This is a genomic window from Leclercia adecarboxylata, assembly GCF_006874705.1.
GTDB lineage: Bacteria > Pseudomonadota > Gammaproteobacteria > Enterobacterales > Enterobacteriaceae > Enterobacter > Enterobacter adecarboxylatus_C.
On the sequence record NZ_CP035382.1, the window covers coordinates 3524250 to 3544909 of the forward strand.

Annotated in this window: 17 protein-coding genes and 1 tRNA gene; 8 read left to right on the plus strand and 10 right to left on the minus strand. The window is 60.2% G+C overall.

Annotated elements, in window-relative coordinates:
- Positions 1-5: 5 nt before the first annotated feature.
- The 3 genes from ES815_RS17685 to ES815_RS17695 are packed head-to-tail and all read right to left on the minus strand — an operon-like array spanning position 6 to position 4039.
- Positions 6-1109 carry an ABC transporter substrate-binding protein gene (locus tag ES815_RS17685; RefSeq protein WP_142488975.1) on the minus strand — a complete coding sequence of 368 codons (1104 nt, stop codon included), beginning with the start codon at positions 1107-1109 and terminating at the stop codon, positions 6-8.
- 25 nt (positions 1110-1134) lie between these two features.
- Entirely contained in the window at positions 1135-2214 is a 1080-nt protein-coding gene (locus ES815_RS17690) for an ABC transporter ATP-binding protein (protein WP_142488976.1), read from the minus strand.
- Position 2215: 1 nt separating this feature from the next.
- Complete coding sequence (locus ES815_RS17695) at positions 2216-4039, minus strand: iron ABC transporter permease (protein WP_142488977.1); 1824 nt, start codon at positions 4037-4039, stop codon at positions 2216-2218.
- Between the two features lie 178 nt (positions 4040-4217).
- On the opposite strand from ES815_RS17695, the gene ES815_RS17700 reads away from it, so the two are divergent.
- Positions 4218-4305, plus strand: a tRNA-Ser gene (locus ES815_RS17700).
- Between the two features lie 175 nt (positions 4306-4480).
- Positions 4481-4927, plus strand: a complete 447-nt coding sequence (locus ES815_RS17705; RefSeq protein WP_142488978.1) for a transposase — start codon at positions 4481-4483, stop codon at positions 4925-4927.
- Between the two features lie 171 nt (positions 4928-5098).
- Here ES815_RS17705 and ES815_RS17710 read toward each other — a convergent pair whose 3' ends face one another.
- Complete coding sequence (locus ES815_RS17710; protein ID WP_142488979.1) at positions 5099-6202, minus strand: NADH:flavin oxidoreductase/NADH oxidase; 1104 nt, start codon at positions 6200-6202, stop codon at positions 5099-5101.
- 148 nt (positions 6203-6350) lie between these two features.
- On the minus strand, positions 6351-7265 hold the full coding sequence (locus tag ES815_RS17715) for a LysR family transcriptional regulator (RefSeq protein WP_142488980.1): 915 nt from the start codon (positions 7263-7265) through the stop codon (positions 6351-6353).
- Between the two features lie 107 nt (positions 7266-7372).
- On the opposite strand from ES815_RS17715, the gene ES815_RS17720 reads away from it, so the two are divergent.
- The 3 genes from ES815_RS17720 (at position 7373) to ampC (ending at position 10432) form a co-directional block, all read left to right on the plus strand.
- The gene (locus ES815_RS17720; RefSeq protein WP_142488981.1) at positions 7373-8038 is read left to right on the plus strand and encodes a DsbA family oxidoreductase; all 666 of its coding nucleotides are present in this window, start codon (positions 7373-7375) and stop codon (positions 8036-8038) included.
- Positions 8028-9176: an FAD-dependent monooxygenase gene (locus ES815_RS17725; RefSeq protein ID WP_142488982.1), complete on the plus strand. Its 1149-nt coding sequence runs from the start codon at positions 8028-8030 to the stop codon at positions 9174-9176. Before ES815_RS17720 ends, ES815_RS17725 begins: the two co-directional genes overlap by 11 nt.
- A 113-nt stretch (positions 9177-9289) precedes the next feature.
- Positions 9290-10432 carry a CMY2/MIR/ACT/EC family class C beta-lactamase gene (gene ampC, locus ES815_RS17730; protein ID WP_142488983.1) on the plus strand — a complete coding sequence of 381 codons (1143 nt, stop codon included), beginning with the start codon at positions 9290-9292 and terminating at the stop codon, positions 10430-10432.
- A 28-nt stretch (positions 10433-10460) separates the two neighbouring features.
- On the opposite strand, the gene ttrR is transcribed toward ampC, so the two are convergent.
- Positions 10461-11042 (minus strand): tetrathionate respiration response regulator TtrR, encoded by a 582-nt coding sequence (gene ttrR / locus ES815_RS17735; RefSeq protein WP_142488984.1) that lies wholly within the window; start codon positions 11040-11042, stop codon positions 10461-10463.
- The gene (ttrS, locus tag ES815_RS17740; RefSeq protein WP_142488985.1) at positions 11042-12778 is read right to left on the minus strand and encodes a tetrathionate respiration histidine kinase TtrS; all 1737 of its coding nucleotides are present in this window, start codon (positions 12776-12778) and stop codon (positions 11042-11044) included. Before ttrS ends, ttrR begins: the two co-directional genes overlap by 1 nt.
- Positions 12779-12942: 164 nt before the next feature.
- Between ttrS and ttrB the strand changes: the two genes are divergently transcribed.
- Genes ttrB through ttrA form a run of 3 tightly spaced genes read left to right on the plus strand, consistent with a single transcriptional unit; the run spans position 12943 to position 17735 of the window.
- Positions 12943-13689: a tetrathionate reductase subunit TtrB gene (gene ttrB, locus ES815_RS17745; RefSeq protein ID WP_142488986.1), complete on the plus strand. Its 747-nt coding sequence runs from the start codon at positions 12943-12945 to the stop codon at positions 13687-13689.
- Positions 13679-14674, plus strand: a complete 996-nt coding sequence (gene ttrC / locus ES815_RS17750; RefSeq protein ID WP_142488987.1) for a tetrathionate reductase subunit TtrC — start codon at positions 13679-13681, stop codon at positions 14672-14674. The genes ttrB and ttrC overlap by 11 nt, the downstream gene beginning before the upstream one ends.
- Positions 14667-17735 (plus strand): tetrathionate reductase subunit TtrA, encoded by a 3069-nt coding sequence (gene ttrA / locus ES815_RS17755; RefSeq protein ID WP_142488988.1) that lies wholly within the window; start codon positions 14667-14669, stop codon positions 17733-17735. The genes ttrC and ttrA overlap by 8 nt, the downstream gene beginning before the upstream one ends.
- Before the next feature lie 131 nt (positions 17736-17866).
- On the opposite strand, the gene ES815_RS17760 is transcribed toward ttrA, so the two are convergent.
- The 3 genes from ES815_RS17760 to ES815_RS17770 form a co-directional block, all read right to left on the minus strand.
- Positions 17867-19240 carry a M24 family metallopeptidase gene (locus ES815_RS17760; RefSeq protein WP_142488989.1) on the minus strand — a complete coding sequence of 458 codons (1374 nt, stop codon included), beginning with the start codon at positions 19238-19240 and terminating at the stop codon, positions 17867-17869.
- 27 nt (positions 19241-19267) lie between these two features.
- A complete protein-coding gene (locus tag ES815_RS17765; RefSeq protein ID WP_142488990.1) occupies positions 19268-19504 on the minus strand; it encodes a DUF1272 domain-containing protein in 237 nt (78 codons plus the stop codon).
- Positions 19505-19649: 145 nt separating this feature from the next.
- On the minus strand, positions 19650-20444 hold the full coding sequence (locus tag ES815_RS17770; RefSeq protein WP_142488991.1) for an SDR family NAD(P)-dependent oxidoreductase: 795 nt from the start codon (positions 20442-20444) through the stop codon (positions 19650-19652).
- Positions 20445-20660: the final 216 nt, after the last annotated feature.

The window sequence follows — 20660 nt, forward strand, 5'->3', positions numbered from 1 at the left end:
GAAAACTACTTTTTGTAGTTCAGGCTCCAGATGTCCTGCCAGTCCTGGCGGCTCGCCCAGTCGCCCTGGGCTGTGGCCGTCAGGTATTCCATCAGCTCGCCGCGATGTTTTTCAATCCCGGAGGCTTCGTCAGCGGGGAGGTTTACCTTCTGGTTGGTGGACATTTTACCGTCCACGCCCTGGGGCGCGATGCCTTCGGCGGTCAGCAGATAGTGGGTAAAGAGCTTCGCGGTGTTCGGGCTTTTACTGCCGGTGGCGACCACGCCGAGGCTGGGGTAGTTCCAGCCGATGAACGGCTTCAGGCCGCTGCACAGACCCAGCTTCATCCCCTGCTTGTTGTCGCGGAACTTGGCGGTTGACACCAGGCCGACAAAGTCGGTTTTGCTGTCCGGCGCGCCGATGGCGGATGCCGCGTCGTTATCGGAGTGAGTGAGCAGTACACCGTTGGCCGCCAGCGCCTTCACAAAGGCTGCGGTTGCGGATTTTTCGTCGGTTTGCAGCGGCTTGCCAAATTGCTGCTGATAAGCATCACGAACCTGCCGATCGTAGTGGGTTTCCATCTGGCTGAACCAGTCGGTATAGGCCGGTTTGCTGGTGGGATCCTGCATTGCGACGCGGCCCCGCCATTTCGGCTCGGTCAACTGCCAGAGGTTTGTCACCGGGCAGGTAGCGTGATGATCGGTATTATAGGCAAACACGTTTGGCGCCAGCACCACCGTCAGGGGCTCCTGATAGCGGGCGGCAATGTCGCCTTTCAGATCGTCCGGCACCCAGCTCTGGACATAGCCTTTTTTGAGTAGCTGCGTCATCCCGGCAGGGGCGTCCTCAACGATAGCGACATCGGCGCGAACGTTTTTGGCCTGCGCTTCCCGGCTCATGATCTCAATGATTTGCGGCGCATCGGCTTTCACGCCCACGGCCTGCAAGCCGTACTGCTCGCTAAAGGCTTTTGCCTGCTGCACGATTTTACCGGTCGAGGCATAAACGGTAATCGGCTGCTCCTGTTTCGCGGCGGCGATCAGCTTTTGCAGATCGAAGGTTTCAGCCTGAGCGACGGCGCTGCTCAGCAGGGCACTGGTGATAAGGACGGCGGACAACTTGCGCTTCATGTGAATTCCTTAAGGGTCAATGGGGTTAATTCGCGGTCACGTCGTGACGCAGTCCGTTGCGGTTGAAAAAGTGCAGGGACGAGGTCGGGAGCTGGCAATGCACCTGCTGACGCGTCTGCCAGCGCGGTCGCAGCTGCGTGGAGTGGAACAGCCGATCTTCCCCGGCCACCAGCTCAATCACCCAGCTTCCACCGGTGGGCATAATGTTATCGATGGTCATCGGAACGGCGTTGCTGCAAGACTCTGCGCTCAGCACAATCTCTTCCGGGCGGATACCGCAGAGCTGGGTCTGATCGTGCAGGGTAAAGCGCCGTTGCAGATGCTGCGCCAGCTCGCTGCAGGGCTGGTGCAGCGGGATCATGTTCAGGCGCGGGGTGCCAATAAATTCCGCGACAAAGCGGTTGGCCGGGGTAGCGTAAATCTCATCCGGGGTGCCCACCTGCTGCATCTGTCCGGCGCTCATCACCGCAATGGTGGTGGCAAGGGTCATCGCCTCCCACTGATCGTGGCTGACAAACACGATGGTGGTGCCGAAAGTTTCATGCAGGCGACGCAGCTCGGCGCGCATCTCCAGGCGCAGCGTGGCGTCGAGATTCGAGAGCGGCTCGTCCAGCAGCAGCACGCCAGGATTGACCGCCAGCATACGGGCCAGGGCCACGCGCTGCTGCTGGCCGCCGGAGAGCTGCGCCGGATAGCGTTTGGCGTAATCGGCAATGCGCAGTTTTTCCATCACGTCCTGGCAGCGGGCGATACGCGCTTTGGCGGGCACTTTCTGCAGCCGCAGGCCGAAATCCACGTTCTGCTCGACGGTCATATGCGGCCAGAGCGCATAGCTCTGGAAGACCAGCCCGATGCCGCGCTTTTCCGGCGGCACGTACGTGCCCCGGGCGATGGAATCAACAACCTTGTCGCCAATGCTAATTTCCCCGCCGCTGGCGTGCTCAATGCCGGCAATCATCCGCAGGATGGTGGTCTTGCCGCAGCCGGACGGCCCCAGCAGACACATAAACTCGCCGTCTTTCACCGTCAGGTTGATGTTGTTCACCGCCGGAGCATTGCTGCCAGGGTAGGTTTTGGTGAGATTCGTTAATTGAATATCAGGCATCTTATTTCTCCAGACCATCAGCCAGACCGGTACCGGTGATCCGCTGGATCATCACCGTGCCAGCCCATGAAATCAGGGCAATCATCAGCACCACGGCATTGGCCGCCTGCTGGTAGTTGTAGTCAATCAGGCGCAGGGACCAGGTCGTCAGCACGTCGGTGGCCGGGGTGGCGAGGATGACGAACAGGCTGACCCCCTTAATCCCTGAGATAAACGGCAGCAGGATCCCGGTCGCCAGCGGCGCAGCCTGAATCGGGATGACGATGCGGCGAAGTCGGGCGAACCAGCCGGCACCGGCAATCCGCGCCGCTTCTTCGGCTTCTTTGCCGAGCTGGGTCATCGCCGCGATGCCGGAGCGGCTGGCGTAGGGCATTTTTTCGGCAATCAGCGCGAGGATCAGAATAAACGGGGTGCCGTACAGGGCCGGAACCGGCCCCCGGGCCACGGCAAACAGCGACAGAAAGGCGGCGGCGAAGGCAATGCCCGGCACCAGATAGGGCAGGAAGATCAGCTGGCGCAGGAAGGCGGCGACCCAGCGGAAGTGGCAGCGCAGCACCGCGTAGCCCACCAGCAGGCCCAGCACGCCGCAGGCGAGAGAGGCCGAGCCGACGATGACCAGCGTGTTCCCCACCGTGCGCCAGAATTCGGGGCTCAGCAGAATACCGTTGTGCAGGGCTACGGTGTCGAGGTTGTGACCAATCCAGTAATCGAGGGTAAAGTTATCGGCGCTAAAGCGGCCCGGGAGGATCATCACCGTTGACAGGAACAGGGTCAGCAGCGGGATCGCCACTCCCATCAGCACGAATACCAGCGGCAGGGCGGTAGCGGCGCTGCGCCAGCGTCCCAGGCTACGCCGGCGCTCCATCACCCCTTTTCCGCCGAGGGTCACAAAGCGTTTCGCCTCGCGCAGCATTTTCATATCCAGCATCAGGGTCAGCATGCCCATCAGCATGATCACCGCCGCAATCACCGCCGCCACGCCGGACTGACGCGTGCCGATGGCCCGGTACAGCCCGGTGGAGAGCGTATCGAAATGCACCGGCAGGCCAAGAATATAGGGCAGGGCGAACTCGCCGATACAGTCAGCGAAAATCAGCAGGGCGGCAGAGAGCAGCGCCGGGCGTACCAGCGGGATGATAATTTTAAAGGCGATAACCCGGCGGGATGCGCCGAGAACCTGGGCGCACTCCTCCATCTGGCTGTCCATGCGCTTCAGGGCGTTACCGACAATCAGGATCACCAGCGGGGCGTAGTGCAGCGCCATAATGGTCACGATGGGGAAATAGCCGTAGGCCATCCAGTTCGGGGTCTGGATCCCCATCGCCTCCAGCCATCCCGGCTGCCCGCCGATGGCGTGATTCTTGAAGATGGTGCTCCATGCCAGGGCGAAGGTCCAGGAGGGCAGCATAAAGGGGACGATAAGCAGGGTGGCAAACCACTTGCGGCCCGCGATATCGGTACGATTCACCAGCCATGCCAGCACGATGCCAACCACCAGGGCGATGGTGACGGTGCTCAGCGCCACCGCCAGGGTATTAAGCAACGGCGTCCAGAGCAGGATATCGGACATACGCGAACTGAGCGTGCGCAGCAGGTACCAGGCGGTAAATGCCCCCTCGGTTGCTCCGGTACGGCCTTCATCGCCGCTCTGCACCAGCACCGCGTTCAGCAACACGGAAATGACCGGAGCCAGGATTATCCAGCTGAACAGCGCGAGCAGCAGCACAGCCAGCAGGTTGGCGGGCTCATGGCTGACAATCGACAGAGTATGGCGGAGCTTTTGCCACGCGCTGTGGCGTGGGTAGATATCAGATGGGTAAGACACTCGTTGACCCCTGGCTGTGAAAGACAGTCAGGAATATATCGACGCAATGTTACATTTTTGCTAAAAGTTTGCACATATGTGCAAAAAAGTGCGCCGGGTGCAAAACTGGAACATTATCAAATTCTTCAATTAGCCTCTTTACATAGCGCACAGAGATGTTTATAGTGCGCCTCACTCTGGAAGCGTGGCCGAGCGGTTGAAGGCACCGGTCTTGAAAACCGGCGACCCGAAAGGGTTCTAGAGTTCGAATCTCTACGCTTCCGCCAAATTTAAGGCGAAATCAAAATTTACGATAATTTTCGGTTTCTCCTGCATAAAAAGCCCGTGAAAACGGGCTTTTTTGTATCTAGAATCTGTACCTCTCTCACTCAGAATCTTTTCCGTTACTCATCTTGCAGGTGAGGGCAAATCCCATCTATGTTCTGCGAAGGAAGAGACTCGATGAGTAAAAAGCGTTTTACAGACGAACAAATTGCAGATTTTCTTCGCCAGGCTAAAGAAGGCGTACCTGATAAAGCGTTGTGCGAAAAATATGCTTTTAGTATCAGTACACTTCGACGCTGGAAAGCGCTGCATGATAGCGCCATCAGGCAAAAATTAAAAAAAATGGAATCTACCGCAGCAGTCGTCTATTTGGGCATAATAGCTGTTAGCTTGCTGCTGGCGATCTTTTCTCATAAGGTCGGTGGTGTGTTATTCATATTTTTCATGCTGGGTTATTGCGTTTATTATATTGCTCAATTTCGTAAGACGTCCGGATTATTTGTTGCAACGGATAATGTCTTTGTTTCTCGCACAGGATTGGGGGCAAGTAATGCATTTTACTGGTTCAGCTGGATATTTGTTATTTTGTTCACGCTCTGCGCGGCATATATGATTTTGCGTTAATTCTTATTCCCGCGCCTTCGAGCAGAACTTGTCTCTTTTTTAACTTAGCAATGGTGAGTGCTTTGGTTCACTTCATCATTATCTAATCTGTTCTCGCAGAGTTTTGGGCTTTTTTATCTCTGAGCGCTTGAAGAGTACCCGTGATGCCACGGGTACTTGCCAGAGACAGGATCAGGACTTAAACAGGTTCTTCAGCGTGTGGGGCTGACAGCGCAGATACTGATCCGGCGCATGCACCTGCGCACCCAGCTCCGCCGCCGCATGCCACGGCCAGCGCGGATTGTAGAGCGCGCCACGGGCGATCCCGATGATATCCGCATCTCCGCTGGCGACGATGGATTCTGCATGTTCCGGGTCGGTGATTAACCCCACCGCCACCACCGGAATCTTCACGGCAGCTTTCACCGCTCTTGCCAGCGGCACCTGATAGCCTGGGTAGACCTCAATCTGCTGATCGGGGTGCAGGCCGCCGCTGGAGACGTGAATCGCATCCACTCCGCGGGCTTCCAGCATCTTCGAGAACTCCACGGCTTCCTCGAGGTTAAACCCGCCCTCAACCCAGTCCGTCGCGGAGATACGCACGCTGATCGCTTTATCGGCAGGGAAGGCTTCCCGCACCGCGTCGACGATCTCCAGCGGGAAGCGGGCCCGGTTTTCCAGCGAACCGCCGTAATTATCCGTGCGCTGGTTAGAGAGCGGGGATAAAAATTGATGTAACAGATAGCCATGCGCGGCGTGGATCTGGATCAGGTCAATACCCAGTCGGGCGGCACGTTTCGCGGCCTGTGCGAACTGGCTGCGGATTTCGGCTAACCCGTTGCTGTCGAGAGCGGTCGGGAGGGTATAGCCTTCGCTGTAAGGCACTGCGGAAGGGGCTAAGGTCTGCCAGCCACCCTGCTGATCGGGTGGGATTTGCCCGTGCTTATCCCAGGGCTTGTAGGTTGAGGCTTTGCGGCCCGCATGGGCCAGCTGGATGCCGACAGGAATATTTGACCACTTACGGAGAGTCTTGAGCACCCCGGCCATCGCTTCTTCGGTTTTGTCATCATAGAGCCCGACGTCAGCGTAGGTGATTCGCCCTTCGGGGGAGACGGCTGCCGCCTCAATGGTCAGCAGGCCCGCGCCGGACTGGGCCAGTTGCCCCAGATGGAGAGTATGCCAGTCAGTCATACAGCCCTCTTCGGCAGAATACTGGCACATGGGGGCGATCACGATACGGTTTTCAAGTTCAAGATTGCGGATACGTAACGGTGTAAACAGCTTGGGTTTAGACATACATGTCACTCCGGATTGCAGCGTTAGAAATGGGATTTAGCGATTTTTATCCTTGAATATTCATCAACATACCGTACAGCCAGCGATAACAGAACATGACGTTTACGCAAAAGTACGTTGCGTCAGACGCAACGCTGTTGAATTTGCACTATTCACTTTCCGTCTCCGGGGAAAGATGCGCCATCAGAAAATCGACAAACACCTTCACTTTTTTGGTGTTCCTGCGGGTCGGATGGTAGATGGCATAAATCGCGGAATCATCCTCACCGTCGTTCACTTCTGCGCGCCATTGCGGCAGTAACCCGATCAGCTTCCCCTCCTGGATATCCTTGCCGATCAGCCAGTCAGGCAGCAGCGCGATGCCATAGCCACTTAACACCGCTTCGCGCAGTATTTCTGAGTTGTTGCACTTCAGCGTGCCTTTCACATCAATAGCGACCTGGCTTTCCCCGTTGAAATACCACTTCGTTTTGCCGGACGAATAGGAAAAGATCAGGCAGTTATGGTTTTTAAGATCCGCAGGTACGTCAGGATAACCCTGCGCTTGCAGGTAGTCCGGGCTGGCGCAGACGCACCGACGCTGGGAAAGCAGCTTGCGTGCGATCAGATTGGGGGAGTCGACCTTGCCCAGTCGGACAGTCAAGTCTAGCCGCTTTTCCACCAAATCGACGACCTCATCGGTAAAGGTCAGATCAAGAGAGATCAACGGATAGCGGCGAGAGAAGGGGGCCAGCAGCGGGGCGATATGCAGTCTGGAAAACGAGACCGGCAGGCTGATCCTTAACACCCCCCGGGGTTCCCCCGTCTGGTCCCGCACCTCCTGATTGGCATACTCCAGGTCGTTGAGGATCCTGACCGCGTGCTCGAAGTAAACATGCCCGGCCGCCGTCAGCACCACGCTGCGGGTCGATCGGGTTAGCAGCTGGGTGCCGAGCACCTTTTCCAGGCCGTCAATCTGTCGGGTGACCGAAGACGTTGCCAGGGCTAACTTTCTGCCGGCGGGTGCAAAGCCACCCTCTTCGACTACCGTAATAAAGGCTTCAAGCGATGCCAGCATATCCATTTTTCTCTCCCCGCATCGTTGCGTCTTGCGCAACTCTGTAAGCTGTTTTAACCATATTATCACCTTTAAGTAACAGTGTTAGCCTTCTCCGCAGTGAGAGGTGAAACATGAAAGTATCCATCAAGATTACGTCAGATTTTATTTGTCCCTGGTGCCGGATTGCGGATGCCCGGCTGGAAAAGGTACTGCAATCGTTGCCCGAAGACGTCGGGGTCGAGGTCGACTGGCTGCCCATTGAGCTTAACCCCGGTATGCCGCTGGAGGGCATGGAGCGTGTCGCCTATCGCCGCGCTAAATTCGGGAGCTGGGAATATTCGCATCAGCTGGATGAGCACACCGTTGAGAAGGGGAAAACGGACGATGTCGCCTTTAACTACCCGGCCATTCAGCGCGTTCCTAACACCTTTGCGGCGCATCGGCTGACGCTTTTTGCCCCTGCCGGAAAGGCCCGATCCCTGCTGGTTAAGCGCCTGTTTCAGGCATACTTCGAGGAGGGAAGAGATATTGGCGACCTTGATGTCCTGGCGGAGGTGGCCGGCGAATGCGGGATAGACAAAGAGGCCGCGCGCATTTATCTGCTGAGTACCGCGGGAGAGGCGGAGGTGATCCAGCTGGAAGACCTGGCGCGGCAGGGCGATATTAGCAGCGTTCCCACCTTTGATATTGCCGGTATCAGGCTGACGGGCGCCGTTCCGGTGGATCAGCTCCGCTATTACATTATGGATGCTTATCGCGACCTGATTAAACGAGAGGGAGCCCGATATGATCGGTGAAATGCACCCCAGAAAACGGGCCCTGATTATCGGCGGCTCGTTAGGGGGATTATTTGCAGGGAATATGTTGCAGCAGGCGGGCTGGGACGTCGATATTTTCGAACGCTCGGCCCGGGATCTCGACAGCAGAGGCGGCGGCATTGTGCTCCAGCCCGAAGTGGTGGCGTTAATCCGCCGCAGCGGTATCGAACGCGACTGGGACACTCTGGGCGTGCGCTCAGCGCAGAGAGTGGTGTATCGCCCGGACGGCTCGGTGGAGCAGCGGCAGTATGCCCCCCAGGTGCAAACCTCGTGGTCACTGATCTATTCGCTGATGCGCTCGACGATCCGCGATATTCATTATCATAAAAACCATGTGCTTACGGATGTGGCGTTTCCTGACAACCAGCACGTCACCGCCATCTTTGAAGGCGGCGCAAAGGAGACCGGGGATCTGCTGATCGGTGCTGACGGCAACGGTTCTTTTGTGCGCAAACTGCTGTGGAACGACACGCCCGAATACGCCGGGTATATCGCATGGCGCGGGCTGGTTGCCGAAAACGAAATGCCTGAGCTGGCCAGACAGCAGCTTCACGGCGATTTTGCCTTCGCCAGCAACGCGGGCTCGCACATTCTGGGCTATCTGGTGCCGGGGGCGGATAACGATTTACGGCCAGGCCACCGTTTTTACAACTGGGTCTGGTACCGGGTCGTTGGTGATGCGCAGCGGGAAGCAATCATGACGGGAACCGACGGTGTTGCGCGAAGCTATTCCGTGCCGGAAGGGCTGCTGGCCGCACGCTGGAAAGCGCATCTGATGGACGAAGCACAGCGGCTACTCCCGCCCGGCTTCCGCGAAATTGTACAGGCGACAAAGGAGCCCTTTGCCCAGGCGATACGCGATCTCGCCGTCGATAAGATGGTGAAGGGCAGGGTGATTTTACTGGGTGACGCCGCCTCTGTTCCCCGGCCCCATACCGCGGCGAGCACCTCCAAAGCGGCCGCCAACGCTCTGGCGTTAGGCGATGCCCTGCAAGCCTGGCCGGATGACACGGATAAGGCCCTGGCTGAGTGGGAAAGGGAACAAATTTTTCGCGGCAAGTATTTACGCGAAATGGGGATGAAGATAGGGGATCGACTGCTTTTCGGCCGGGCATAATCGGGAACCATCAAGCATCACCCCAGGGGGCCGTGCAGGCTCCCTGGCCCGTTTTACATTCCTCCGTCAGATCTGCAAAATAGCCCCCTCACTTTTCGATAAAGATCATCCCGATGAAGAAATCATTGCTCTGTGCGCTCCTTTTCTGCCTGTCCGGTTCCGCATTGGCCACTACGCCGGAGGCGGCGCAGGTCGCGCAGGTGGTTAACCCCACCATCACGGCGTTGATGAAGGCGCAGGCGATCCCGGGTATGGCGGTGGCGGTGATTTATCAGGGCAAACCCTACTTCTTCACCTGGGGGCAGGCGGACGTCGCCGGGAACAAGCCCGTCACCCGCCAGACGCTGTTTGAACTCGGCTCGGTAAGCAAAACTTTTACCGGGGTGTTGGGCGGCGATGCAGTAGCGCGCGGGGAGATTGCGCTCAGCGATCCTGCCAGCAAGTACTGGTCTGCGTTATCGGGCAAGCAGTGGGAAGGGATCACGCTTCTGCATCTGGCGACCTATACCGCGGGCGGCCTGCCGCTACAGGTACCGGACAGCGTCACCGATACCGCATCGCTGGAAAAATATTACCAGGCCTGGCAGCCGGAATGGGCTCCGGGGACCAGGCGCCAGTATGCCAATGCCAGTATTGGCCTGTTTGGCGCCCTGGCGGTGAAACCTTCGAAAATGAATTTTGAGCAGGCGCTCACCCATCGGGTGCTGAAACCGCTAAACCTCTCCCATACGTGGATCGCTGTTCCGGAAAATGAGCGGGCGAACTATGCCTGGGGCTACCGGGACGGCAAGGCGGTGCATGTCTCGCCGGGCATGCTCGATGCAGAAGCCTACGGGGTGAAAACCTCCATTGTGGATATGGCGGGCTGGCTACAGGCCAACCTCCGGCCGGATGGCATTCAGAATGCGTCCCTGAAAAAAGGGGTGGCGATCGCCCAGTCACGCTACTGGCAAATGGGGGAGATGTATCAGGGGCTGGGCTGGGAGATGCTGAACTGGCCGGTGACATCCCAAACGCTGGAGGCCGGGGCGGATAACAAGTACGCCCTGGCGGCGCGGGATGCCGTGGCCATCACCCCGGCGCAGCCGCCGGTAAAGGCCTCATGGGTGCATAAAACCGGGGCGACCGGCGGGTTTGGCAGCTACATCGCCTTTATCCCGGAGAAGGATCTCGGCATTGTGATGCTGGCGAATAAAAATTACCCCAATCCGGAGCGAGTGAAGGCGGCGTATCACATTCTCGACGCGTTGCAGTAATGACGAAGGCCTGCTTCGGCAGGCTTTTTTATGCGCCTGAACGGTTAATCTGCAACACCAGCTCCGCCATGCTTTTCGCGTCCATCTTCTCCATCACCCGCGCCCGGTGAACCTCCACCGTGCGGAGCGCGATATGCATCTTTAGCGCAATATCTTTATTCATCAGGCCGGCGGCGACCCAGTGTGCCACCTCTTTCTCTTTTGGCGTCAGCGTGGCGTAGCGCAGCCTGAGTTCGTTGGTCTGCGTCAGGCGCGCCGAGTGGGCGTAACCTTTCTCAATGGCCGCCGTCAGGGCCCCGGCGGCGACGGGTTTCTGTAAAAAATCGACCGCGCCAGACTGGATCTCCTGGACGGCCATCGGTACGTCGCCGTGCCCGGTGAGAAAGATCACCGCCAGGGTGCTGTTGGCCTCGCGCATGGCCTGAAAAAGCGCATGCCCGTCCATCTCCGGCATCCGCATATCCAGCAGCGCGACGCCGGTCGTCCCGAGCGGGGCTTCGCGCAGAAACTGCTCACTCCGGTTCCAGCACCGGACGCTGTGGCCCAGGCTCTCCAGTAAATAGCAACAGGCGCTGGTGACCGCCTCGTCGTCGTCAACTAAATGAATCATTACGCTTTTCCGTTGTGTTCGCCGATCGCAAAGGTAAGGGTCACGCGCGTCCCGTCGCTCCCGTCCGGCGCGCGGTGGTTGTTTACGCTGATATCGCCATTAACGCCACGCAGCAGCCGCTGGCAGATAACCAGCCCCAGGCCCATGCCCGTTTTTTTACCGGAATGGAAGGGGCGGAACAGCTCAGCGAGCTGTTCCGCAGGGACGCCGCCGGCATCATCCTGCAGGGTTATCCGGTGCTGCTGCTCATCGCGATCCAGGTCAATCCACAGGTTGCTGGCACCCGCCTGCACCGCGTTCAAAATGATATTTGCCAGCACCTGCTCCAGCACCACCGGCGGCAAAAAGAGCATAACGGTTTGGTGGCAGGTCAGATGTACGGCAAGGCCGGGCGCGGCCTTCTCCAGCTGCAGGAGGGTCAGTACCTGCCTGAGGGTCCCGGCAACATCGCAGGGGGTCACACTTTCCGTCGCCTGTTCACTCTGTCGCGCCGGGTTAGCCCACTCCCGCAGGTGGCGGATGATCAACCCGCAGCGTTCGGCCTGCGATTCAATATTGACCAGCGCCTTTTCGACCGCGGCACGGTTTTCAGCCGCGGACAGATGGTTCAGCCCGCCCTGGGCATACATGCGGATGGCCGCCAGCGGCTGGTTGAGCTCGTGGGCAAAACCGGAGGCCATCTCCCCCAGAATGCTCATCTGTCGGGCCTGCTCCAGGGTCTGCTGCTGGGCGAGCAGCTGGCTGTTTGCCTGCTCCAGCGCCCTGCCACGGCGATTCACCAGCACCATCACCCAGCCATAGTTGGCGATAAACAGCACCACCAGCAGTAAACACAGCCCGATAGCCAGCCGGTGCTGGCGCATCCAGTCGATCACCGTCTGCCCGATCCGCTGCTGCTCCGGGTGGCGGTTGAGTTCCCGCAGCAGGGCTTCGGTATCGCTGGTGGAGGTCGGAGCCCCCCAGCGGGGCGAACTCAGCAGGGCCCGGGTCACCGCGTCCGCCACCCGGTCGTCCACGCCGGGCAGCGCGGCAAACGACCAGTCAGGGTAGAGCGGGGTGCTGGTCAGGCAGTGAAAGGCGACGTTTTTTTGCAGCAGCACGCGAAACTGGCTTTTGTCGATCAGCCCCTCGCTGTCCATGCTCTCGAGTAAACAGACCGGCACGATGGCGGCCTGAATAGCGTCTTCACGCAGCAGATAGAGCAGGGCATCGGCCGGAAAACCGACAAAGCGCACCTTGCTGTCATCCACCTGTAACCCGGCATCACGCAGCGCCCGGTAGCCCAGCAGATAGCCGCCAAAGGCCTGCGCATCCACCGCTCCCAGCGTTCTTCCGGCCAAATCCTGTGGGCGGGTGATGCTGCTGGTGTTGCGCACCAGTATGGCGCTGCCGGTGGTCATGCTCTCCACGGCGGATCCCTGCCCGGAGCGCAGCGATGACAGCCAGCGCAGATGGTAGTGGCTGTTGAGCTGGACAAACTGCCCCGGGTTGGTCAGCACAAACTGGATGGTGCCCTGGTTTACCGCCTCGCGCATGCCGTTGAGATCCAGCGGCAGCAGGCGGAAGTGGGCATCGGGCACGGCGTGATTAAGCGAGTCGACCAGCGGCTGCCAGTGGGTGCGGGTGGCGGTTTCACCGCGTAAGGCCAGGATGCCGATGGTCCAGTCGGCTGCCAGCAGCGGGGAGGTGAGGCCGGTAACGATCAGGAACAAAAGGATTTTTACGCTGCGCTCCATGCAATACCTGCCCCTTTCTTTTGCGTTAGATCAAGCCCGTCGGGTTTATGTGGTTAACCACAATAGTGAGCGACCCGGCCAGATTTTTAGACTGTAAATAACCACATTTGGTCAGGTAATACCATCCCTGATCGTTTTCTTACGCGCACTGAGTGGAGGGCAACATGGACATCAGTAAGCGCCAGTTTTTACAGAAAATGGGCGTTGTCACGGCCGGCGCGGCGCTGGTTCCGCTGGCAGAGGCAGAGATCGCGTTCGGCCCTGAGCGGCATGGCGGTTCCGACCAGCATCGCTACGCCATGCTTATCGATCTGCGCCGCTGCATCGGCTGCCAGTCCTGTACGGTAAGCTGCGCCATTGAGAACCAGACGCCGCAAGGGGCGTTCCGCACCACCGTCAGTCAGTATCAGGTCCGGCTTGCCGATAGCGACGAGGTGACCAACGTGCTGCTGCCCCGGCTGTGCAACCATTGCGATAACCCCCCCTGCGTGCCGGTGTGCCCTGTGCAGGCCACCTTCCAGCGCAAGGACGGCATTGTGGTGATCGACAACACCCGCTGCGTGGGCTGCGCCTACTGCGTGCAGGCCTGCCCGTATGATGCCCGCTTTATCAACCATACCACCCAGACGGCGGATAAATGCACCTTCTGCGCGCACCGCCTCGAAGCCGGGCTGCTGCCGGCCTGTGTGGAATCCTGCGTGGGAGGTGCCCGGATTGTCGGCGACCTGAAAGATCCCCGCAGCACCCTGAGCCGGATGCTGGCGACGCACCGGGACGAAATCAAGGTGCTGAAGCCGGAAAACAACACCCGACCGCAGGTCTTCTATCTCGGCCTGGATGAGGCCTTTGTCTCTCCGCTGCAGGGCCGCGCCCGACCCGCACTCTGGCAGGAGGTGGAATATGATCATTGATGAGATGCTGGCTCAACCCCAGGCCATCACTTGGCTGCCCTGGGCCGTGCAGTACTTTTTCTTTATCGGGATTGCCTCCTGCGCCGTCCTGCTGGCCTGCGCGGCCCGCTGGCTGCGACACCGGCACAGCGAGCGGTTTGAGCGGGTGTGCCTGTTCATCGCGCTGACCTGCGGGATCACCGCCCCGCTGGCGCTGACCGCCGACCTGCACCAGACCGCGCGCTTCTGGCACTTTTACGCCTGGCCGACCCCCTGGTCATGGATGCCCTGGGGCGCGCTCTTTTTACCGCTGTTCACTCTGCTGCTGGGGCTGTGGTTCTTACTGTTTCACCTGCGCAAGGGCAATACCCGGCTGCTGCGCGGGCTGGCGCTGGCGGCGGCGCTGACCGCCATCGGGTTGCTGCTCTATACCGGGCGGGAAGTCTCCGTGGTGCGCGCCAGGCCGGTGTGGTTCAGCTACTGGCTCCCGGTGGCGATGTTCTTCAGCGTCATGAGCGCGCTGCTGGCGCTGCTCGGTCTTGTGATGCGCGACCTCGCCCGGCGGCTGGCGCAGGGGCAGGTTGTGGCCCTCGTCCTGCTCGGGGCGGTGATGCTGGCGTGGTCTCTCGGCGATACCCTGTCGGGGGAAGCGCTGCGCCAGCAGTGGCAGCTCGGCGGTGACATCCGCCTTTACCTGCTTACCCTGATGCTGCTGTGGGCGGCGGCGCTGACAGTCTCGTTGTATGCCAGTCGGTATCAGCCCCCGTTCTTTATCACCCTCGCAAGCGCGCTGCTGGTGGCGATCCTCTGCTGGACGCTGCGCTGGGCGGTGCTGATGGGGGGGCAAATTATCCCGAAATACAACGCCCTGAAAAATGACTACTCCCTGCCGATGGGCACCGACGGCCTGCTGGCGATTATCGGCACTTTCGGCCTGTGGCTGGCCCTGATGATTATCCTCGGGGAGTGCGTGACCTGGCTTTCAAGGAGATATCAGCATGCCTAAATTATCCCGCCGTCAATGGCTGAAAATCGGCGTGGCCGCCGGGGGTTTTGCCGCGTTCGGTCTGAGCTATCGCGATGTTGCACAACGGGCCCTCGAGGGGCTGGTCAACGGCACCTCCGGCAAGGTGACCCGCGACCGGATCCACGGCAACTCGCTCCCGCCGGAAGGCAGCGTCCATAACGGCTGGCAGAACACGCCCGGCCAGGCGGTCTCCATGACCCAGTGCTTTGGCTGCTGGACGCTGTGCGGCATCCGGGTGCGGGTCGACAAGCAGGCGAACCAGGTGCTGCGCATCGCCGGTAACCCCTGGCATCCGCTCTCCCATGAGAAACCGTTCCCCAGCAGCATGCCGTTTGCCGGGGCGATGTCCCGCCTTGCCGGAGAAAGCGGGCTCGGGTCCCGCTCCACCGCCTGCGCGCGCGGTGCCACCCTGCTGGAAAGCCTGACCAGCCCCCTGCGGCTCCTCACCCCGATGAAGCGCGCGGGCAAACGCGGCGAGGGCAAATGGCAACGCATCAGTTTTGAGCAGCTGATCGAAGAGGTGGTGGAGGGCGGTAACCTGTTCGGCGAGGGGCACGTGGACGGGCTGCGCGCCATTCGCGATCTCACCACCCCGGTGGATGCCCGCCATCCCGCCTGGGGGCCGAAGGCCAATCAGCTGCTGGTGACCAACACCAGCGATGAGGGGCGGGACGGTTTCCTGCGCCGTTTTGCCCTCAACAGCTTCGGTTCGAAGAACTTTGGTGCCCACGGGGCCTACTGCGGCCTGGCCTACCGCGCCGGGTCCGGGGCGCTGATGGGCGATCTGGATAAAAACCCGCACGCCAAACCGGACTGGGAAAACGTCGAGTTTGCCCTGTTTATGGGCACCTCGCCGGCCCAGTCGGGTAACCCCTTCAAGCGTCAGGCCCGCCAGCTTGCCAGCGCCCGGCTGCGGAAATTCAATTACGTGGTGGTCTCGCCGGCCCTGCCGCTGACCACGGTGCTGGCCGACGATCGCGGCCACTGGCTGGCGGTGAAGCCCGGTTCGGACTCGGCGCTGGCGATGGCGATGATCCGCTGGATCATCGATAACGAGCGCTATACCGCAGAGTATCTGACGCTCACCAGCCGCGAGGCGATGGCGCGTGCCGGGGAGAAGAGCTGGAGTAACGCCACCTGGCTGGTCATTACCGATGAAGCGCACCCTCTGGCGGGCCAGCATTTACACCTTTCCCATCTGAACGGCGGCGACGGGCAGGGGGATGAGGCGCTGGTGGTGAACGAGGCGGGCGAGCTGGTGCCCGTCAGCCAGTGCGATCGCGGCGCGCTTTACGTGACGCAGCAGGTCACCCTGCACGACAGCACCCTGGTGACGGTGAAAAGCAGTTTTCAGTGTCTGAAAGAGTCGGCCCACCGCTTCAGCCTGGCGCAGTACAGCCAGCAGTGCGGGGTGGCGGTGGATCAGATCGTCGCCCTGGCCACGACCTTTACAGGCTACGGGCGCAAGGCGGCGGTAGTGACCCACGGCGGCATGATGTCCGGGAACGGGTTCTACAACGCCTGGGCGGTAATGATGCTCAACGTGCTGCTGGGGAACATGAGCCTCAGCGGCGGGGTGTTTGTCGGCGGCGGGAAATTCAACGGCGAGGTGAACGGGCCCTGCTACAACCTGGAACAGTTCCCCGGCAAGGTGGCGCCCAAAGGGCTCAATATCGCCCGCAGCAAAGCCGACTACGCCCAATCGGAGGAGTATCAGGCGAAGATCGCCGCAGGCCAGTCGCCTTGGCCTGCCCGTGCCCCCTGGTATCCCTTTGTCGCCGGGCAGCTGACCGAGCTGCTGCCCTCCGCGCTGGAGGGCTACCCCTATCCGCTGAAGGCGTGGATCTCCAACATGACCAACCCGCTGTACGGCGTCCCGGGGCTGCGGGGGGTGATTGAGGAGCGCCTGGCGGATCCGCAGCGCCTGCCGCTGTTTATCGCCATCGATGCTTTCATGAATGAGACCACCGCCCTGGCGGACTATATCGTGCCGGATACGCATAATTTCGAAAGCTGGGGATTCAGCGCCCCGTGGGGCGGCGTGGCGAGTAAAACCACCACCGCGCGCTGGCCGGTGGTGGCCGCCGCGACGGCGAAAACCGCCGGGGGCGAGCCGGTTTCCATGGAGGCCTTCTGCATTGCGGTGGCCACACGAATGCAGCTCCCGGGGTTTGGCGATAACGCCATCCCGGATGCGCAGGGGGAGATGCACCCGCTACACCGCGCGCAGGATTACTACCTGCGCGCAGCCGCCAATATCGCCTTTGCCGGGCAGAAACCGCTGCCCGGAGCCAACGAGCAGGACATCCTGTTATCCGGCGTGGATCGCATCTTCCCGGCCATCAAACAGACCCTAACGGCCCGGGAGGCGCTACCGGTGGCGTTTCTCTACAGCCGGGGAGGGCGGTTTGCGCCGGATGCCTCGGGCCGATCAGGGGAGACGGTGGGAACCGAATGGGCTAAACCGCTGCATATCTGGAACCCGCAGGTCGCGGCATACAAACACGCCATCACCGGCGAGCGCTTCAGCGGCTGCCCGACCTGGTATCCGGCCCGCCTGTCTGATGGCCGGGCGCTGGAGGCGGTCTACCCGCCAGCGGAGTGGCCGATGCAGCTGATGTCGTTTAAATCAAATGTGATGAGCAGCTCAAGCACCGTCGTGGAACGGCTGCACCACGTGAAGCCGACGGGGCTGGTGGCGATCCACCCGCAGGATGGCGCGCGGTTTGGCCTGCAGCACGGCGATCTCGCCCGAATACGGACGCCGGGCGGTAGCGTGGAGGCGCAGGTGAGTTTACTCTCCGGGGTGATGCTAGGGGTGATTGCCATGGAGCATGGTTACGGGCACAAAGAGATGGGGGCGCGGCAACACTGGCTGGATGGTGAGCCGATGGCGCAGCGAAGCCAGATTGCTTCTGGGGTGAATCTCAACGATCTCGGTTTTGCCGATCCCACCCGTAAGGTGCCCGGTCCGTGGCTGGAGTGGGTGACGGGCTCCTCGGTGCGCCAGGGGTTACCGGCCAGGATAGAGAAAGTGTGATCCGGTACGGTAAGTGAAGGGCCGACTACAGGGGCGGTCTTTTCCCCCTCATCCTTAAAGGAGAGGGGGAGAGGCAGGTTATTTATTGATACTTTATCTGGTCATTGCAAACGGCAGTACCAGCCTTCGCCTCAGCAGGTAAACGCCTTCTCCTTCGCCAGCAGGAACGGGCGCAAATAGGCCACGGTATTCGACAGCGGGATCGCCTCATCCGCGAGATTGATCTTCAGCACGTCGCGAATATAGGTCCGGCGGGTCACAATCCGCGCCCATACATCCGGATAGAGCGTCTGGATTTTGCGTTGCAGCGCCGGGTCAGCCAGCGCGATGCTCTCCTCGGCGCTCACCCCGGTGTAGCCCGGTACGGAGGGGATAATGTCGATCTGCAGGATCATCCCGCTTTTCAGCGTCTCGGTGGAGTGAGGATAAATGGGGGAGGACATCCACTCTTCATCGGCGCTGAGATGCCCGGGATTGAGGTGCCAGCCATACTGCGTTTTGTTGAGCACCTTTTCGATATGGGCGTACATCTCGCCGCCCGGCATCCCGATGCGGATAGTCTCAAGCCAGCTGACGACCGCCGCAAAATAGGGCTTCGCCACCCGATCGAGATAATCTTTCTGCGCTTCAGGCAGCTCGCTCTCGTCGGCAATCACAAACCCGGTCCGGCTCGATAGCCCGCCTTTAAATCCGGTGGTCATCGACAGCGGCTGGCCGCGCTCCAGCTTTTTATACGTGGGGTAAAAATTCGCTTTCTCAAAACGCTGCCCGGCGGCGGCAATGGTCACCACCGTCTGATACTGGCCTTCCGCCGCGAGCAACGCCCCCAGCTCGGTTTCGCGGATCCCCGGCTCCACCGCGTTCATGGCATTCAGCATGCAGCCTGAGGCCAGATTAGCGCCATATTCATAATGGGCGATTTCGTTCTCGTTGTTGGTCACCCGGGCACCGTTATCGCCGCCGATAAACAGGTGCGCGGCGTTCTCCAGCTGCGCGTCGGTGCTGTTTTTGAGCGCCTCGACAATAAAGTACGGCAGATCGAAGAGGTGTTTATTATCGGCCCCGGTAGCGGTAAACATTTTCCAGCCCACAAGACCCATTTTGCCGAGCCGGTGAAGGCCGATGTCGCTGAACAGCGTCTCCAGCGAGGTCTCATTGTCCATTGGCTGATTGGGCAGCGAGAAATACGGACAGTGCTTCAGGGTTACCGGGAGCCGCGAATGCTGCGCCATCTTCAGGTTTTCATTGCCCAGAATTGCCGTAGCAGCGCCCGACTTATCAAGGATCAGCAGCCCCTCCTCGAAGCGGGGTACAAACCCGGTCAGGTACTCGAAGTTCCCCCCGTGCTCCTTGTCGGCATAAATCACGAGGGCGTCATAGCCTGCCTCGTTCATGCGGGTCAGCACCTTATTTTTACGCTCAAGCAGGGTGGCATCGGTGAGCAATACCGGGGCCACCCCGGTGAACTGGCGCGGTGCCGGGATGGTCTGCAACTGGATCATCATTTACCTCATCGTCAGAAAGCGGGGGAGTCAGGCCCTTTTTTGCGCGTGGACCCGCAGGGTGGAAGCTGGCGAGTTCACCAGCTTATTTGTCGGCCGCACCGGGCGGCGCACCAGTTCCCCCTGGCAGTTGGGACAGCGATGGTTGAGACGGGTTTCGGCGCAGGCGGCGCAGAAGGTGCATTCGAAGGAGCAGATTCTGGCGTCCCGGGCGTCAGGGGGCAGGTCACAGTCACACCATTCACAGTTCGGGCGAAGTTCGAGCATGGGGTTCTTCCTTATCAGCAGGCTGCGTCTGCCTCACTATGCCAGAGAGACCCTAACCCCGCGACAGCTGTGTCGCAGGGTTGAGATCAGCGTCCACGCTGACCGCCTGGATGAACGAGTACGTGACCCGCTTAAGCAGTAACCCTCAGCGGGGCAGATAGCGCGGTGCCGGTTCCCCGGTGCGGGCGCTGGCAAACAGCGCCAGCCGCGCCTCTTCGTAGCGCGCCCACAGGGTTTCGTCGTGCATCGGCGGAATGGTGATCAACTCCCCCTGATCCAGCCCCGCCAGCGCTGCGTCCACCATATTGTCGGTAGTCATCACCGATCCGGCGGGCAGATCGTCAGCAGTGATGCCGGACAGCCCCCAGATTTCGGTGGCGGTGGCTGCCGGCAATACCGCCTGGATCCGCACCTGGCTGTCGGCAAACTCCTCCTGCAACCCGCGCGTAAAATTCAGCACCCAGGCTTTGGTGGCGCTGTAGAGCGCGCTGCCCGCCCGGGCATGAATCGACAGCACCGAGGCGATGTTAATCAGGGTGCCGCGGTTGTTCTGCGCCAGCCGCGGCAGCAGGGCATAGGTGAGGCGCATCAGGGCAGTAGTGTTGAGCATGTTGATCGCCTGATGCTGCACCACATCTCCCGCGAGGAAGGGGGCCATCTGCGCGGTGCCGGCATTGTTGATCAGGGTATCGATAGCGGTATTGCTGCGCAGGATCTCCTCCACGGCACGGATCCCGGTTTCATCGGTAAGATCCGCCGTCAGGGTGGTAACCTTCATCCCGTAGCGCTGCTCCAGCTGTTCCGCCAGCGCCAGCAGGCGCGCTTCCCGGCGGGCCACCAGTACCAGATCGTAACCGCGGGCGGCGAGACGGTCGGCGTAGACCGCGCCAATCCCGGAAGATGCACCTGTAATCAAAGCCGTAGAAAGTTGCGTACTCATTGTGATACCTCGGAATGCGTTAATTGGTTTCAACATAAAACTAAATAAAGCCTGTGCTATATGGTTTTATAATGCAACCAATTGCGGAAGGTTTTTTTATCTTTGCGAAGGGGAAAGGGCGGGAAAGTTGTGTCATTTGCCCAAAAAATCAGCGTTATTTTCAGGCAAAATAACGACATGCAGCAAAGCGTGATCGTCACACTCACAGAAAAGAAA

Excerpts from the sequence above, each read along its gene's own strand:
- ES815_RS17685 (WP_142488975.1), bottom strand. The coding sequence starts at position 1,109 with ATGAAGCGCAAGTTGTCCGCCGTCCTTATCACCAGTGCCCTGCTGAGC.
- ES815_RS17690 (WP_142488976.1), bottom strand. The coding sequence starts at position 2,214 with ATGCCTGATATTCAATTAACGAATCTCACCAAAACCTACCCTGGCAGC.
- ES815_RS17705 (WP_142488978.1), top strand. The coding sequence starts at position 4,481 with ATGAGTAAAAAGCGTTTTACAGACGAACAAATTGCAGATTTTCTTCGC.
- ES815_RS17710 (WP_142488979.1), bottom strand. The coding sequence starts at position 6,202 with ATGTCTAAACCCAAGCTGTTTACACCGTTACGTATCCGCAATCTTGAA.
- ES815_RS17715 (WP_142488980.1), bottom strand. The coding sequence starts at position 7,265 with ATGGATATGCTGGCATCGCTTGAAGCCTTTATTACGGTAGTCGAAGAG.
- ES815_RS17720 (WP_142488981.1), top strand. The coding sequence starts at position 7,373 with ATGAAAGTATCCATCAAGATTACGTCAGATTTTATTTGTCCCTGGTGC.
- ES815_RS17725 (WP_142488982.1), top strand. The coding sequence starts at position 8,028 with ATGATCGGTGAAATGCACCCCAGAAAACGGGCCCTGATTATCGGCGGC.
- ampC (WP_142488983.1), top strand. The coding sequence starts at position 9,290 with ATGAAGAAATCATTGCTCTGTGCGCTCCTTTTCTGCCTGTCCGGTTCC.
- ttrR (WP_142488984.1), bottom strand. The coding sequence starts at position 11,042 with ATGATTCATTTAGTTGACGACGACGAGGCGGTCACCAGCGCCTGTTGC.
- ttrS (WP_142488985.1), bottom strand. The coding sequence starts at position 12,778 with ATGGAGCGCAGCGTAAAAATCCTTTTGTTCCTGATCGTTACCGGCCTC.
- ttrB (WP_142488986.1), top strand. The coding sequence starts at position 12,943 with ATGGACATCAGTAAGCGCCAGTTTTTACAGAAAATGGGCGTTGTCACG.
- ttrC (WP_142488987.1), top strand. The coding sequence starts at position 13,679 with ATGATCATTGATGAGATGCTGGCTCAACCCCAGGCCATCACTTGGCTG.
- ttrA (WP_142488988.1), top strand. The coding sequence starts at position 14,667 with ATGCCTAAATTATCCCGCCGTCAATGGCTGAAAATCGGCGTGGCCGCC.
- ES815_RS17760 (WP_142488989.1), bottom strand. The coding sequence starts at position 19,240 with ATGATGATCCAGTTGCAGACCATCCCGGCACCGCGCCAGTTCACCGGG.
- ES815_RS17765 (WP_142488990.1), bottom strand. The coding sequence starts at position 19,504 with ATGCTCGAACTTCGCCCGAACTGTGAATGGTGTGACTGTGACCTGCCC.
- ES815_RS17770 (WP_142488991.1), bottom strand. The coding sequence starts at position 20,444 with ATGAGTACGCAACTTTCTACGGCTTTGATTACAGGTGCATCTTCCGGG.